Source organism: Flaviaestuariibacter flavus (assembly GCF_004337505.1).
Classification (GTDB): Bacteria; Bacteroidota; Bacteroidia; order Chitinophagales; family Chitinophagaceae; genus Flavisolibacter; species Flavisolibacter flavus.
On record NZ_SJZI01000046.1, the window covers coordinates 139352 to 154505 of the forward strand.

Consider the following 15154-nt stretch of genomic DNA (forward strand, 5'->3'; position numbering starts at 1 on the left):
TTCTAAAGGTCGCAAGCGTGAAGACAGAAGCAAAAGAAAAGGTCCGCCTCGATAAGTACCTGTGGTCGATCCGCCTGTTCAAAACCCGCTCGGAGGCCGCCGCCGCGTGTGAGTCGGGTAAGGTGCGCCTCGCCGGCAGCACCGTCAAGGCCGCCCGTACCGTGGGTGTCGGCGACGAGTACGAGGTACGCGCCGAGGGCCGCAAATGGGTGATCCGCGTTACCGCGCTCCTGCAGACCCGCGTGGCCTATCCCGAAGCCATCAAGCACTATATCGACATCACTCCCGAAGACCAGGTGGATGTGAACAAGTTCCAGGCGGCCTCCTTTCATACCGGCAAGCGTCCGAGCAAGATCGGGCGGCCCACCAAAAAGCAGCGCCGCGACATCGAAGGCTTCATGGGTGAAGGTGAAGGCGACGAAGAATAAAATCGAAATTCGATATTCAGAAGCGCAGTCGGCACCGACTTCCCGTTCTTTGCACCTCCATCGGGGCGGCTGTACTGTGTCTCTTCCGAAGTCCCGCTTTTGAATTTTTACTTTTGAATTTTGAATTGATCATGCACATCGATATTCTGACAGTTCTGCCCGAATTATTGGAGAGCCCCCTTGGCCACTCCATCATGAAGCGCGCCCAGGACAAGGGCCACCTCACCGTGCAGGTGCACCAGCTGCGCAAGTGGGCGGTGAACGCCTATGGCCAGGTGGACGACTACCAATACGGTGGCGGCGCCGGCATGGTAATGATGTGCGAGCCCCTGGTGGCCGCCATCGAGGAGCTCCAGAAAGAGCGGACCTACGATGCCGTTATTTATATGACGCCCGACGGCGAACGCCTTGAGCAGCGTACCGCCAACCGGCTTTCGCTGAAAGAAAACCTGCTCATTATCTGCGGTCACTACAAGGGCATCGACCAGCGGGTGCGCGATCACTTCGTCACCCACGAGATCTCGATCGGCGACTATGTGCTGAGCGGCGGCGAGCTGGCCGCGGCGGTGCTGGTGGACGCCATCGGCCGCCTGTTGCCGGGCGTGCTCAACGACGAGACCTCCGCCCTCACCGACTCTTTCCAGGACAACCTGCTGGCGCCTCCCGTTTACACCCGCCCCGCGGAGTTCCGCGACTGGAAAGTACCCGACATCCTGCTGAGCGGAGATCCCAAAAAGGTAGAAGACTGGCGCCATGAGCAGGCCCTGAAGCGCACCCAGGAACGCCGCCCCGACCTGCTTCAATAATGTTTGATGTCAGATGTTAGATCTCAGAGCTGCGGCACCGCCTCGCGCCAGATCCGACATCCGAGATCGTAAAATAAAAAAGCCCCGCAAGGGGCTTTTTCTAAGCAGGCAGTTCGACACGAAGGCGTGTGTTGTTTGGAATCTTGTTTCGAAGGTTATCGGGTATCGGTCGGTTTAAAACTTAGGGCAATTCAGTTTCGGCAGACGATCGGCCGGGCGGTGGATGTAGATGAGCGAAATCTCGGCACCGCCGCGCATGTTGGAGGCGGGCTTCAGTTTCGAAATGTTCACATCATAAGATGCGCCGACACGGAAGGCACCGAACTCAAGCCCGATGTAAGGGATCACCGCGTCCTGGAGGCGGTACCAGGAGCCTACATAGAGGCTGGTGGGGCGCTCCGACTCCGCGTTGAGGTTCAGCTCGTAGGCACCGCCGATCATTGTGTTGGTGGCGTTGGCCTGGCGGCTGTAGTTGGCGCTGAAGTGAACGGCGTTGAATTCACCAACCGGGAGGCGGGCGCCGCCATGGACGGTAAAGCGCGGCTGGAGGAAATACTCACCCTTGTTGAAGGTTTCCTTGTGGCGGTTGATGTGGTACATCGAAACACCGAAGAAGATATTATTGTCGCCGTTGGTGGTGCCGCTGTAAAAAGCGCCGGCGTTTACATCCATGTACGATACCGAAAGGCGGTCTTTGGAGGAAAAGTCTTCTGTAGTCACACCCGTAAAGCCGTCGGAGCGGAGCATGTCCTCGAAGTTGAGGCCCACCGTGTTCAGGCGCTTGCTTACGTAAGTGCCCTGGAAGCCGAGGCCGATGGAATGCATGCCGTCGTCGTCGAGCGACTTATGGTAGGAGGTGGAAAGCGCGATGAAGTTGTTCTGGAGCACCCCGTTGCCGCTTTTGTCGGAGAAGGCCATTACACCGACACCAAAGACGTCGTTCTCCGAAATGCGGTCCTTCAGGATGCCTGCGTCGGCCGAAACGGTGTACGTAGTAAAGGCGTTGTTGATCGTCGGCCACTGGTTGCGATAATTGCCGGCAATACGCATCGTTCCGTCAAACTTTCCGGTAAGAGCCGGGTTGAGCGTCAGCGGGGAAACGAAGAATTGTGAAAAGTTGGGATCCTGGGCTTGCGATCGTAAAAACCCCATGCTCAAGAGTATGATAACGTACAGTCGGCTCATTTCTCACAAAGTTAGAGTGGGAAAATTACGATTAAATTATATGCAACACTAATATTTTCGGCCTAGTTCTGGATTTTGGGGCCGAAAGCAAGGTCCCCTGCGTCGCCGAGGCCGGGGACAATGTATCCCTTTGCGGTCAGCTCGTCGTCGATGGTGCCGCACCAGATCACCGCTTCGGGGATATGACGTTGCACATGTTCGATGCCCACCGAGCAGGCGATGGCAGCCACGATGTGGATGTTCTTGGGCTCGCCTTCCTCGCGCAGGTATTGCACGGTCTTCACCAGCGAGGCGCCGGTGGCCAGCATCGGGTCGGAGAGGATGAGGATGCGGTTTTCGATATCGGGCGAGGAATAGTACTCGAGTGCAATTTCAAAAGTGCCGTCGGTGTTGTGCTTGCGGTAGGCCGAAACAAAAGCGCAGTCGGCCTTGTCGAAGTAGTTGAGCAGGCCCTGGTGCAGGGGCAGGCCGGCACGCAGGATGGTGGTGAGCACGGGTTGCTCCGACAGAACGGTAGCCGAAGCGGTGCCGAGTGAAGTGGTCACCTCGATGTCGCGGGTGGGAAGGATCTTCGAAATCTCGTAGGCTGCGATCTCGCCGATGCGCTCCAGGTTGCGCCGGAAGCGCATCCGGTCTTTCTGAATCTCCGTGTCGCGCAGCTCCGCAACCCAATTGCTGACCAGCGAATGCTCCTGGCTTAAGTTAATTACCATTTCCGTTGACATAGCCGCCAAAACTAAGGAAGAATGCGGTAATGTGGTAATGCGGTAATGTGGTAAACCGATTACATGGCATCCCGGGAGTCGAGCCGTCGGGTAGCGGCTGTTGTATCACCGCATTATCACATTACCGCATTACCACATTACTTTAGCGCCTTCATCCCACTTCGTAACTTATGCTTTACCGCGCCATTGGCCTCATGAGCGGCTCTTCGCTCGACGGGCTCGACATCGTCTTTGCCGAATTCCACGAAAACGCCGGGCACTGGTCCTGGGAGATCAAGGCCGCCGACTGCTATCCTTATGACGGCGACTGGACAGCGCGTCTCCGCGGAGCCACGGAGCTGACGGCGCGCGACTACCTGCTGCTGCATGCCGAATACGGGCATTACCTCGGCGCTGCCGTCAACCGCTTCATCGAAGAGCAGGGCCTGCACTACCAGGTAGCGCTCGTTTCCTCGCACGGGCATACCTCTTTTCACCTGCCGGCGCAAAAGATGACCGGGCAGCTCGGCGACGGTGCCGCCATTGCCGCCGCTACCGGCCTGCCGGTGGTGAGCGACCTGCGGGCGCTGGATGTTGCCCTCGGCGGCCAGGGAGCCCCCATCGTGCCGATGGGAGAGGCCCTGCTGTTTACCGACTTCCGGATCTTCCTCAACCTGGGCGGCATCGCCAATATCGCCATCCACAACGGCCCGCCCACGGCTTTCGACGTATGCCCCGCCAACCGGGTGCTCAACGCGCTGGCACAAAAAGAAGGAAAAGACTATGACGCGGACGGTTCACTTGCCGCGTCCGGAAAGGTCAATGAGGCATTGCTGCAGCAGCTCGACGCCCTCGATTTCTACGGGCAGCCTGCCCCGAAATCGCTGGCCAACGACTTCGGCACAGGTACCGTGCTGCCGCTGATTGAGGCGGCCGGCCTTTCCACCGCCGACGCGCTGCGCACCTATGTGGAGCATATCGCCGGCCAGGTGGCACGTGCCCTTACCGGTAACCTGCCCGAAGGCCTTCTTTCGCGCCGTATGCTGGTGACGGGTGGTGGCGCCTTCAACGGCTTCCTTGTAGAGCGGCTCAAGGCGCATCTCGAAAAGGCGGGTATTGAACTGGTGGTTCCCGACGAAAAGCTGGTCGCTTATAAAGAGGCCCTCATCATGGCCCTGCTCGGCGTGCTGCGCTGGCGCGAAGAAAGCACGGTGCGGGCTGCGGCTACCGGTGCACGGCGTGACAGTGTGGGTGGTGCGATGTGGATGGGGCAGGAAGCATAGGGAATATCGAATATCGAATATCGAATATCGAATATCGAATAACGAATATTGAATATCGGGTATGGAGCCGGATGTTATTGATGACTGATGGTAATGACAGATGCCCCTGCTTGCGCAGGGGCATCTGTCATAAGCGCCGGAGCCTAAAGGCCGCGGCTGCTGGTATCGTTCCTCAGGTCGCGGTCCGTATTACTACGGCTCGTGTCATCGGTCCTGTCTACGTCGATATCTGTGCGGCGCACCGAGTCGTGGATCGTTTCGTTGCGCTCGGTAACGTCTTTGCGCACGCGCACTTCTTCTACCACGCGGGCTTCCTTGTTCACCACAGGGACTTCCGATCGCTCGGTGAGCTCGATGTTGCGCTCGCGGAAGGCATGCTCCCGGTCGCTCTCGCTGAGCGGCCGGTTCACGGCTTCACGCTCTACGGTCACATGCTCTTCACGCAGGCGTATCTGCTCTTCCACCGGCTTCTCGATGATGCGGCTGCGTACCCGTACGCCTCCACCTTCCACTTCCCGCTTGCCCACCTGGAGCTCTTCTTCCACACGCGGAATGGTCGTGCCACGTTCGTCTGCAACACGCTGCGGACCGCCGGGAGCACTGTCACGCACGCCGAGGCCGTATTGGCTGGCGCGCTCGTCCACGTCTACCGCGCCGCAGCGATCCAGGATGCCTGCCGCTACTTCTGCTTCTTCGCGCGATGAAGCATGCACGGTCACAATCGAGTTGCTGCGCTCCGCCACGCGGCTGTAGCGCTCCGCATGCCCGTGGGCGTCATTGCCGAAAAGCGAGTTGAAGAAATCCGTGATCTTATTGGTGTTGCGGCCCTTGTCATCCACCGTTCGTTCCGCGCTTACATCCGCGTTGCCGCCGCCGCGCGACAGGTCAATACGATCGCGGCTGATCCCACTGGCCACCAGCTCACTGATGGCTTTCTGTGCTTCACTGGATTGGTCGAAAATTCCGACTACGGTCTGTGCCATAATACGTCCTCCGTTGCGATTTATAGATTGAATGAAAATTAAAGACGCTTTTTATTGCCGTCGGTGTCGGTGCGCACCACTTCCACCTGTTCTTTGAGCAGTACGATCTGTTGAATGTGGGGCGTGGATGTGGTTTTGCGTATGAGGTGCACTTCCTCGGTCACTTCATAGCGTTTCTCAATGACGAGGATTTCTTTTACCACCGGCACAATGATGACGTCGCCTTCCTGGCGCGGCACCGGTGCTTTAGCGTATACGTCTTTCTTGGGTACCCGCTGTACGTCATAATATTCAGACAACAAAGGGATGTTGATCGTTTCTTCTTTTTCATGCACCGTTGTGCGGATGTTGATCCGGCCGGTCTCCACCACTTCCTTGTCAACGGTCATGAATTCCTGCACGACGGGAATTACCAGCTCGTCGGTGTCCGACGGTGTGTTTTGTGCTGCTGTTGTGCCGGGAGTGACCGGCTCTTCCGTATTCTTCACCAGGGGCGCCTGCTGGACGGCGCTTGCCGGCTGGGAGTGAACCGGCTTGCCATCGGGGCCCAGAATGATCCGCTGATTTTCCTGATTCATCATGTGGAATGCGCTGCCAATACCATGCCTTTACCCAGAAGCCTTGCTGTTAAGTTTTTTTGAAAACGGAGGGAGCACGGCTGTAGAAACATTTGGACGGCAGGACCGCTGATACCAACTTCGTGGAATATAGATTGAGGCGTTCATGAAGTATTTGCTGGCAATTTGCTTTTTTCTTTCCGGCGTTTCCGTGGCCGCGCAACCTGGGGTTTACCGTTGGCACTGGCACCGTTCGGGAGATAGCCTGTTAATCAGCGGCATGAAGGCGGACGGCAGCCGGGAATCAGTGTTGGTGCCTTTTGAAAGCACTGTACGTCGCTTTGGACGCCTTTACCGGATCGCGGACCTTTTAGAATACGAGCGTACCGCAACTTTCTTCGAAACGATTGATTCATTAAGCCATACGCTGGTGCAACCGTTTGCGCCGGAGCTGAGGCAGGCACAACGCCTGGAGATTGTTCTGGATTCAAACCTGGTGTCCTTACCAATAGAGTTTTTGAAAATTAATGCTGAACTGCTGGCCTTGCATTGCCCTTTGGTGTTTCGTATTTCTACGGGTTCGGGAAGTGGACCTGATAAGGTACGGCTGACACAGGGTGCTTTGTTGCGCGACACGTCGGCGGATCCTGAGAATGCCTGTCGCTTCGTGCAGCGGATGTTTCCGGGTTCGGTATTAAAACCAGCCCATACGCTCCGGTCATTCCGGATCAACGGCCAGGCCGACTTTGCGGTACTCAGCACGCACGGTGTGGTGGATAGTGCCTCGGGGAAGGGCATTCTTTTCCTGAACGAAAAGCCACTCGACCCGGACCTGTTGTTTGGCGGGAAGCCATTGAAGCTGTTGTATATCGATGCGTGTCAGCAGGGAGTCAGTCAAACGCTGATTGGCCGTTTGGCAAGGCAGAAGGCACGCTGGCTCCTTGCGCCGATCATCTCCAACGATTCGGGAGAATCCTCTACCCGAACGATGACCGGTTTCTTTTCCCACCTCAAGCGGAATGACGACCCGGCAAAGGCGCTGTGGGAGACTCGCAAAGAGCTTTATCGTCACTATGGGGTGGGCTGGTCTCCCCTGGACCGGGTCAATAAGTCGCTTATTTTCCGGGCCTACTTATTCTGATTTCCCGGACCGGTTTACAAAAGAAAAGCTGTCGCCGTCGAACAGCCCGAGGTCGCTCAGCTTGAGGTGCGGGATCACCAGCAGTGCCATAAAGGAAAGTGTCATAAAGGGCGCGGCGAGCGGCGAGCCGAGCGCTTTTGCCGCCGCGTCGATGGCGGAATATTTTTCCGCTACGCTGTAGCCGTCTTCGGCACTCATGAGGCCGGCTACCGGCAGGGGCAAAACGAATTCGCTTTGGCCGTCCACGCAGCTTACGCCGCCTTTCGCCGCGATCACGGCATTCACCGCACGGGCAAGGCTTTCGTCGTCGGCGCCCACGGCTACGATGTTATGACTGTCATGCGCCACCGAAGAGGCGATGGCACCGCGGCGCAACCCGAAGTTGCGGATAAAGGCAGTGGCTACCGGGGCATCTTTGTAGCGGTTTACCACGGTGATCTTCAGCACATCTTTTTCCGTGTCGGAAACAACGTGCCCGTCTACGACGGTCGGCTCCAGCTCGAGCCGGTTGGTGATGAGCTGCCCGTCGAGCGCCTCGATAACCGGTATGGTGGCCGCCCCGTTGTGCGGCACCGCGAAGGAGGAAGCGGCTTTATGCGTACAGTCAAACTGGTTGATGACAGTTGCTTTTTTCGCGGTGATGAGGCTCTTGCCGTCACGGGCCACCAGCTGCCCGTCGATCCAGGTCTGCAGCACCTCGAAGCGCTCCAGGTCGCGCACCAGGATGAGGTCGGCAGGATCGGCCAGCTGGAGCTGTCCCACCTTCATGCCATAATGGTGAACCGGGTTGAGGCAGGCCGCCTTCAGCACCTTGAACACATCGATGCCTTTGGCTACCGCCCGGGCGCAGAGCTCGTTGATATGGCCCGCCACGAGCGAGTCGGGGTGCTTGTCGTCGCTGCAGAACATGATACGGTCCTCGTGATCGTGGAGCAGGCCGATCAGCGCTTCGAAATTGCGGGCAGCGCTACCTTCCCGGATGAGGATTTTCATGCCGTAGCCGAGCTTGTCGAGGGCTTCTTCGGCGGTGAAGCATTCGTGATCCGTAGAAATACCAGCGTCGATATATTGACGGGCCGCCGCGCCGCGCAGACCCGGTGCGTGGCCGTCGATCACTTTGCCATATTTCTTCGCCAGGGCGATCTTCCGCATCACTTCGGGGTCGCCGTGCAGCACACCGGGGAAGTTCATCATTTCGGTGAGGTATACGATCTCCTTGCGTTGCAGCAGGGCGTCGATATCATCGCTGTCGATGACGGCGCCGGCTGTTTCAAACGTGGTGGCGGGCACGCAGCTCGGCGCGCCGAAATAAAACTTGAACGGCACGGTGGCACCATTGGCGATCATATAATCCACTCCGGCCACGCCGCATACATTGGCGATCTCGTGGGGATCGGAGATCGTTGCCACGGTGCCGTGCACCACGGCAAGACGCGCAAACTCCGACGGTACCAGCATCGAGCTCTCCACGTGCACATGCGCATCCACGAAGCCCGGGAGCAGGAAAGGGAGGCTGGATGCATCGCCGGTGAAGGGCGTCAAAGCGCTGATGCGCCCGTGCTCGATGGTGAGGGTGGTCGGCTCTACAGTTTTTTGCGCGATGCGTACAAGGCGTCCGGAAACGGTGATGGGCGTGCTCATACAGCGAAGCTAGCCAAAGATGAGCAACGGAAACCAGGTCGGTAGTTGTTCTCCGAAATCCGTAAATTGATGTAGGAACCGGTCCCGGCTATGCGCCCCGCCGGATGCCTTTTACACCCGTCCCCTTTGAAGCTACCGATCTGTTGCCCTTCTTTTCTTCATCTTAAAAAAACGTGTTCCATGAACGAAACAGCAACAATCCCACAGGCGGCTTCGAACCCCAACCAGGCGCTCTGGGAGAAGGGCGACTTTACGCGACTCGCGGAAACGATGCGTGAGAGCGGCTCCGGGCTGGTGGCATCCCTGGGCATCACCAAAGACATGAACGTGCTTGATGTTGGCTGCGGCGACGGCACCACGGCGCTGCCCGCTGCGCGGCTGGGCGCACGTGTGCTCGGTGTCGACATTGCACGCAACCTGGTGGCGGCGGCCACGGCGCGCGCCGAAGCCGAAGGGTTGACCAACTGCCGGTTTCAGCAGGGCGACGCCACCAACCTGGAAGGGATCGGCGACAGCAGTTTCGACCTCGTAGTGAGCATCTTCGGCGCCATGTTCGCCCCGCGTCCCTTCGACGTTGCCCGCGAGCTGGTGCGGGTAACGCGGCCGGGCGGCCGCATAATGATGGGCAACTGGATCCCGGGCGATCCGACCCTGGTGGCGCAGATCCTGCGGATTGCATCGGCCTACACCCCGCCACCACCGGAAGGCTTCATTAGCCCGATGCTCTGGGGCGTGGAGCAGCACGTTACCGAGCGCTTCGCCGCTGCCGGGATCGCTCCCGAAAACATCTCCTTCCAGCGTGATACGTACACCTTCCGGGCCCCGTTCCCGGTCACGGAATTTCTCCAGCGCTTCCGGTATTTCTACGGCCCGACGATGAACGCCTTTGAGGCCGCCGCAAAAGACGGCCGCGACGGCGCCCTGCAGGAGGAACTGTCGGCGCTGTTTGCAGCCCAGAACCGCAGCGGCAACCCGGGCACGACCGAGATCCCGGCAACTTTCCTGCGTGTGACGGTTTCGCGCTGATTGGGCTATTGACAACCGGAAGTCAAAGGGAGCCTGCGCTCCCTTTTTTACTAGCCCTCACTACCGGTATTTGAAGAGCGGTCCCCGCGGCCTTCATCGCGCCGGGTATCTTTGCCGCATGAACCCGTTGCTCGACAATCCTGTTTACAATGCGCTTTGTACCCGCGATGCTCACCTTGGAACGCGGCAGGGCAGTGTTGCCTGGTTCGATGCGGAAGTGTCGCCGTTTGCGGGCTTCCCCGTTGGGTATGCGCCGGGGCTGGCCGAGCTGCTCGGGCTCCTGCCGGCGGGCCGCCGCATCCTGCATGCAAGCCGGACGCCGGTGCACGCTTTCGGTGGCTGGAAACCCGTTGCAAGTATCAGCGGCCTGCAGTTTGTATACGGGGGCGTTACGCCTGTGGACGATGCAGACGAAAGGCTTGTTCCCCTCAGCGCGCAACACGCAACCGAAATGGTAGCGCTGGCGGCGCTCACCCGGCCGGGTCCTTTTGCTATCCGCACCATCGATTTCGGGAACTACTTCGGTGTTATCGACGGCGGCAAGCTGGTGGCGATGGCCGGGCAGCGGCTGCATCTTCCCGGGTACTCGGAGATCAGCGCCGTGTGCACCCACCCGGAGCACCTGGGCAAGGGCTACGCGGCGGCGCTCATCCAAAGGCAGCTGTCCCTGATCTGCGCCACCGGCAACACGCCCTTCCTGCACGTACGGGACGATAATAAACGCGCCATCGCCCTTTATGAGCGACTCGGCTTCCGCGTGAGCGGTCCCATGCATTTTTATTTCCTGGAAAAAGAATAGCCCACCATTGTGACCCGTTCAGCTGCATAGCGGCTACTGGTTCAGCAGCTCCTGGAAGCGCTTGAAATACTGGCCGATGTGCAGGCCGTCCATCAGCCCGTGGTGCGCTTCCACCGAAACCGGCATCCACTTGCGGCCGTCCTGCTCGCGGAACTTACCAAAAGTGATCTTCGGAATGGATTCCTGCTGATCGAGGTTGGTGGGATGAAGAATGGCCGTAAACGACAGCCAGGGCACGGTGGAATGGCGGATAAAATCCTTGCGGCCATTTTCTACGTGACGACGAAGCCCCGTTGAATTTTTTACTTCCGCGATCTCCTGCTGCATGCTTTCCAGGAATTCGCTGAAACGGGGTGAGTAGGTGATCATCGAAAAGGCAAAGGTACCGTCTTCGCGACCGATGGTGGTGCCCGCATGGATGGTGTCGGTCTCATACACGGCGCCATCGAAAAGGCGCAGCCGGAAGGCGGGGACGTCATTGACGGCAACCATGGAGCGGTGCAGGTAGGTAGCGAAGAAAGAGTGGCCTTCGGCGCGGCACCAGGCATAGGCATTGGTGCAGTCCACTTCGGCGGTGATGCCGAAGAAGGGGCTCTTCAGCGAGGAAAAAAAATCGAAGTGCTCTTTGCGGTTCCAGCTTTCAAGATCGATCTGCTTCATGGTTCGCGGCTTGCACGGCAAATTTAGCGACGGGCCACTGCGTCGCGGATTTCCGGAAAGGCACCGGTCCGCGTTTCGGTGCACACCGGGATGCCGTCTCTTTTTTCCCAGCGTTCGTAAACACGCACGGTGCGTGCTTCTTCCGACCCAAGCCACCAGGCTATTGCCGCCGCGGCCCCGCTCCAGTCCGCGCTATGATCGCGGAAGCGGTACAGGAAGCCGCGTTTGAAATCCGCGAGCCCGACGAGCTCATCGGGGAACACCGGGATATTCCATTTGAGCCGGTACTTCTGGAAAATGGTGCGCCCGTCGAAGCCCGCGCACTGGTCGCGGATAAAGCTGGCCCGTGACTTAAAGTCGTGGCGGCCCGAGCGCTCCAGCTCGCGCGCTACCGCCAGGTACAGCGTGTCCGGCTCCGAACCATCGGGGCGCAGGCCGGCCAGCAGCTCGTTGAATGCGGGGATCTTTTCAAACATAGACGAAAGAGGCGCGCAGGTCAACATGTACTACCCATGCGCACGCGGCCGCTGCAGCAGCCTGCGCGCGCCGTTCACCACCACCACCAGCACCAGCAGAGCCAGCATCGGGTTCAGGTCCATCAGGGAGTAAAAGATGTTCATGTATGGGGCGCTTTGATACCTAAATTTAGACCGGTTCCGCCGGCTTTTGTTTACGACACCGGTTTATTTCACAGGAATTTGGATGAAACGGCAGTTTCGGCGTGCGAAGGTGGCGGGGCGATGCCCCGGGCGGCAATATTCATCGTTCACGCTCCATATTTCCCTAGCTTTCCGCCATGAGAACCGCATTCTTTTTTCTTTGCCTGCTGTCGCTGACCGTATCGGCGCAGAAACCCAAAGCGCCGGTGCCCGTGCGTGCCGCGACGGCTCCTGCGTTGGCGGGCCCCATCCAGACACTGCCCTTCAGCTTTGGCGAAATCCGGGTGTATGCCTATGCGCCCAACATATACAAGATCGTGGTGAAGGCCAACGGCGACCAGATGAACGATGCCTTCTCGGATGCGGTCACCGCCCGTCCGCTGGCCTCGGGCGCCGCGCCCCTCACCGCTGCAGGCCGTGATTCTTTTTCTGTACTCGGCGGCCGCCTGCTTTTCACCACCTATATCGAGAACTACTACAAAGGCTTTCGGGTATACCTGCGCGAGGGAGAAAAGATCTTCGGCGCCGGCGAGCGGGCCCTGCCCCTCAACCGCCGCGGCTACCGGCTTGCCCTCAACAACAATCCCCGGTACGGTTACGGCGAGGGTGCCGACAACCTCAATTACAGCGTGCCCTTCGTTACTTCCTCGGCCGGCTACGGCCTCTTTTTCGATAACCCCGCCCGCAGCTTTGTCGACATCGGCAAGCAGGAGCCCAACGCCCTCGTCTATGGCACACCGGCCGGAGAATGGAGCATGTACCTGCTGCTCGGCAACCCCGCCGAAGTGCTCGCGGCCTACCACAAGCTCACCGGCACACAGCCCATCCCGCCGCGCTGGGCCTTCGGCAACCTCATGAGCCGCTTTGGCTACACCAGCCAGGCGCAGGTAACAGAGATCCTGGGCCGCATGAAGCAGGAAGGCATCCCGGTGGAAGCCGTCATCTTCGACCTTTTCTGGTTCGGCGATTCCATCAAGGGAACGCTCGGTAACCTCGACTGGGTCAACAAGAAGAAGTGGCCCGACCCCGCCGGCATGATCGCCGGCTTCAAAAAGCAGGGCGTCAAAACGATCCTCATCACCGAGCCTTTCTTCGTGGAGACCTCGAAAAACTACAAGGCTTCAAAACCTTACCTGGCGGTAGACAGTGCCGGGCGTCCCTATTACTTCACCGACTTCTACTTCGGCCACGGCGGGCTCATCGACATTTTCCGCAAAGACGCCCAGGCCTGGTTCTGGAGCTTCTACCGCAGGCAGATGCAGCTGGGTGTGGAAGGCTGGTGGGGCGACCTCGGCGAGCCCGAGCGGCACCCGGATAATATGTACCATAACCTCCGCGACCTGGGCCTGTCGAAGCGCCTGTACCGCGCCGAGGAAGTACACAACCTGTACGGCCACACCTGGACGAAGATGCTCTATGACTTTTATGCGAAGGAGTATCCCAACAAGCGGCTCTTCAGCCTCAACCGCAGCGGCTTCGCCGGCTCGCAGCGTTATGGCATCTTTCCCTGGACCGGCGACGTGGGCCGCAACTGGAGCGGCCTGCGCGCGCAGCTGCCCGTGCTGCTCGGCATGACCATGAGCGGCGTGCCTTACGTGCACAGCGATGCCGGCGGCTTTGCCGGCGGCGAGGGCGACGGTGAGCTGTACACGCGCTGGCTGCAGTTCGCGGCCTTTACGCCCATCTTCCGCCCGCACGGCACCGCGCTGTACGAGGTGGACAAAGCCGCTTTCTCCTTTCCCAGCGAGGCGGCGCTGATCGACACGCCCTGGCGCAACTATGCCAAAGAGGCCATCCGCACCCGCTACGAGCTGATGCCGTATAACTACAGTCTTGCCTATCTCCAGGCGAAAGAAGGGAAGCCGCTTATGGCGCCCCTGTATTTCTACAATCCAACGGACACCGCGGCGCAGCGCGTGGAAGATGAATACTACTGGGGCCCTTCGATCCTGGTGGCACCGGTGCTGGAAAAAGGCGCAAGAAGCCGAAGCGTTTACCTGCCCGCGGGCCAGTGGCTCGATGCCAACGCGCGGCTCCTGGAAGGCGGCCGGCGTATCGAGGTGCCGCTCACCCTGGATCGCATCCCGGTGTTTGTCAAAGCCGGTTCCATCGTGCCTGGGCGGGAGTCGGTACAGGGCGAAAAGCTGGGACCGAAAGGCATGGAGAAGACGGATGACCTGGCAGGTGGCAGCCATACCCTGCTTTATGTTCCGGGCCCCGCCGGCACCTTCGACTGGTACCTCGACGACGGCGAGTCGAAGAACGCGTTGTCGGCCGGTAAGCACACCCTTGTTCGCTGCAATGCGCAGGCCGAAGGCAACCGCATCCGCCTTTCCATCTCGCCTTCCAACAGCCTTTTCAGCGTCAGCAACCTGCAGGTGATGATACCCACGCTGAAGCAGCAACCGGCGCGCCTCCAGGTAAACGGGCAGGCAGTTGAGATCGGCAGCTCCTCCGCCCAGTGGGTGGCCGACAAAAACCTCCTGGTGCTTACCATCGCCGGGGGCACCCGCAAGGCCACGGTGATTGAAATTGAATAGGCCCGGCGCATTAAACCAGCCAGCCCCCTCCAAAAAGGGGGCTTTTTTGTCATCCTGAGCTTGCCGAAGGATGCCCCCGTGTAGCGCCGGTGTCGCCGTTGGCATTCGGGTCGGGGACCCTGAACCGCCGTTGGCGGGGCAGCCTTCGCCTGGTTCAGGGCCCTCCCGGGAGCGGGAGGTAAGAGCAAATGATCACAGAGCAAATGAATACATGATCAAATGAACAAATCCACATCATGTAATCATTTGCTCATGTATTCTGTGATCATTTGCTCTTCGATCCCTTCCGTGAAACGGCGCCCGGCCATTCGGACGCGGGAGAATGCAGAATACATGATCACAGAGCAAATGAATACATGATCAAATGAACAAATCCACATCATGTAATCATTTGCTCCTGTATTCTGTGATCATGTAATCCGCGATCCGAACCGCGAAATGTCGCCCGGCCATACGGACGTGGGGAATGCAGAATACATGATCACAGAGCAAATGAATACATGATCAAATGAACAAATCCACATCATGTAATCATTTGCTCATGTATTCTGTGATCATTTGCTCTTCGATCCCTTCCGCGAAATGTCGCCCGGCCATACGGACGTGGGGAATGCAGAATACATGATCACAGAGCAAATGAATACATGATCAAATGATCAAATCCACATCATGTAATCATTTGCTCCTGTATTCTGTGATCATGTAATCTTCGATCGCGCTTCTGGTGATGTTCCGCCCCGGC

At 58.8% G+C, this 15154-nt stretch carries 14 protein-coding genes; 7 read left to right on the forward strand and 7 right to left on the reverse strand.

All coding sequences use genetic code 11. The features are described 5' to 3' along the window. Positions 1–17: 17 nt before the first annotated feature. Together EPD60_RS13120 and trmD are read left to right on the forward strand one after the other, a co-directional pair. Entirely contained in the window at positions 18–428 is a 411-nt protein-coding gene (locus EPD60_RS13120) for an RNA-binding S4 domain-containing protein (RefSeq protein ID WP_243647833.1), read from the forward strand. 131 nt (positions 429–559) lie between these two features. After that, positions 560–1234, forward strand: a complete 675-nt coding sequence (trmD, locus tag EPD60_RS13125) for a tRNA (guanosine(37)-N1)-methyltransferase TrmD (RefSeq protein ID WP_131449982.1) — start codon at positions 560–562, stop codon at positions 1232–1234. Positions 1235–1408: 174 nt separating this feature from the next. Here trmD and EPD60_RS13130 read toward each other — a convergent pair whose 3' ends face one another. Next, positions 1409–2419 carry a PorP/SprF family type IX secretion system membrane protein gene (locus EPD60_RS13130; RefSeq protein ID WP_131449983.1) on the reverse strand — a complete coding sequence of 337 codons (1011 nt, stop codon included), beginning with the start codon at positions 2417–2419 and terminating at the stop codon, positions 1409–1411. Between the two features lie 62 nt (positions 2420–2481). Beyond that, the gene (gene upp / locus EPD60_RS13135) at positions 2482–3132 is read right to left on the reverse strand and encodes a uracil phosphoribosyltransferase (protein WP_131449984.1); all 651 of its coding nucleotides are present in this window, start codon (positions 3130–3132) and stop codon (positions 2482–2484) included. Between the two features lie 182 nt (positions 3133–3314). Here upp and EPD60_RS13140 point away from each other — a divergent pair, with 182 nt between their 5' ends. Continuing rightward, entirely contained in the window at positions 3315–4406 is a 1092-nt protein-coding gene (locus EPD60_RS13140; protein ID WP_131449985.1) for an anhydro-N-acetylmuramic acid kinase, read from the forward strand. Between the two features lie 143 nt (positions 4407–4549). Here the strand turns inward: EPD60_RS13140 and EPD60_RS13145 are convergent, their stop codons facing one another. Continuing rightward, positions 4550–5389 carry a YsnF/AvaK domain-containing protein gene (locus tag EPD60_RS13145; RefSeq protein WP_131449986.1) on the reverse strand — a complete coding sequence of 280 codons (840 nt, stop codon included), beginning with the start codon at positions 5387–5389 and terminating at the stop codon, positions 4550–4552. A gap of 38 nt (positions 5390–5427) precedes the next feature. Beyond that, positions 5428–5970: a YsnF/AvaK domain-containing protein gene (locus EPD60_RS13150; RefSeq protein WP_131449987.1), complete on the reverse strand. Its 543-nt coding sequence runs from the start codon at positions 5968–5970 to the stop codon at positions 5428–5430. 142 nt (positions 5971–6112) lie between these two features. On the opposite strand from EPD60_RS13150, the gene EPD60_RS13155 reads away from it, so the two are divergent. Continuing rightward, positions 6113–7087, forward strand: a complete 975-nt coding sequence (locus EPD60_RS13155; RefSeq protein WP_131449988.1) for a CHAT domain-containing protein — start codon at positions 6113–6115, stop codon at positions 7085–7087. Here the strand turns inward: EPD60_RS13155 and ade are convergent. Further along, the gene (ade, locus tag EPD60_RS13160; protein ID WP_131449989.1) at positions 7079–8728 is read right to left on the reverse strand and encodes an adenine deaminase; all 1650 of its coding nucleotides are present in this window, start codon (positions 8726–8728) and stop codon (positions 7079–7081) included. The two genes, EPD60_RS13155 and ade, sit on opposite strands and share 9 nt — an antisense overlap. A gap of 180 nt (positions 8729–8908) precedes the next feature. On the opposite strand from ade, the gene EPD60_RS13165 reads away from it, so the two are divergent. Further along, complete coding sequence (locus EPD60_RS13165; RefSeq protein WP_131449990.1) at positions 8909–9754, forward strand: class I SAM-dependent methyltransferase; 846 nt, start codon at positions 8909–8911, stop codon at positions 9752–9754. A 118-nt stretch (positions 9755–9872) separates the two neighbouring features. Next, positions 9873–10553 (forward strand): GNAT family N-acetyltransferase, encoded by a 681-nt coding sequence (locus EPD60_RS13170; RefSeq protein WP_131449991.1) that lies wholly within the window; start codon positions 9873–9875, stop codon positions 10551–10553. Positions 10554–10586: 33 nt separating this feature from the next. Here EPD60_RS13170 and EPD60_RS13175 read toward each other — a convergent pair whose 3' ends face one another. Continuing rightward, positions 10587–11213 carry a chloramphenicol acetyltransferase gene (locus tag EPD60_RS13175; RefSeq protein WP_131449992.1) on the reverse strand — a complete coding sequence of 209 codons (627 nt, stop codon included), beginning with the start codon at positions 11211–11213 and terminating at the stop codon, positions 10587–10589. A 23-nt stretch (positions 11214–11236) separates the two neighbouring features. Then, entirely contained in the window at positions 11237–11689 is a 453-nt protein-coding gene (locus tag EPD60_RS13180; RefSeq protein WP_131449993.1) for a hypothetical protein, read from the reverse strand. Positions 11690–12009: 320 nt separating this feature from the next. Here EPD60_RS13180 and EPD60_RS13185 point away from each other — a divergent pair, with 320 nt between their 5' ends. Continuing rightward, positions 12010–14412 (forward strand): TIM-barrel domain-containing protein, encoded by a 2403-nt coding sequence (locus EPD60_RS13185; RefSeq protein WP_131449994.1) that lies wholly within the window; start codon positions 12010–12012, stop codon positions 14410–14412. Positions 14413–15154 lie beyond the last annotated feature (742 nt).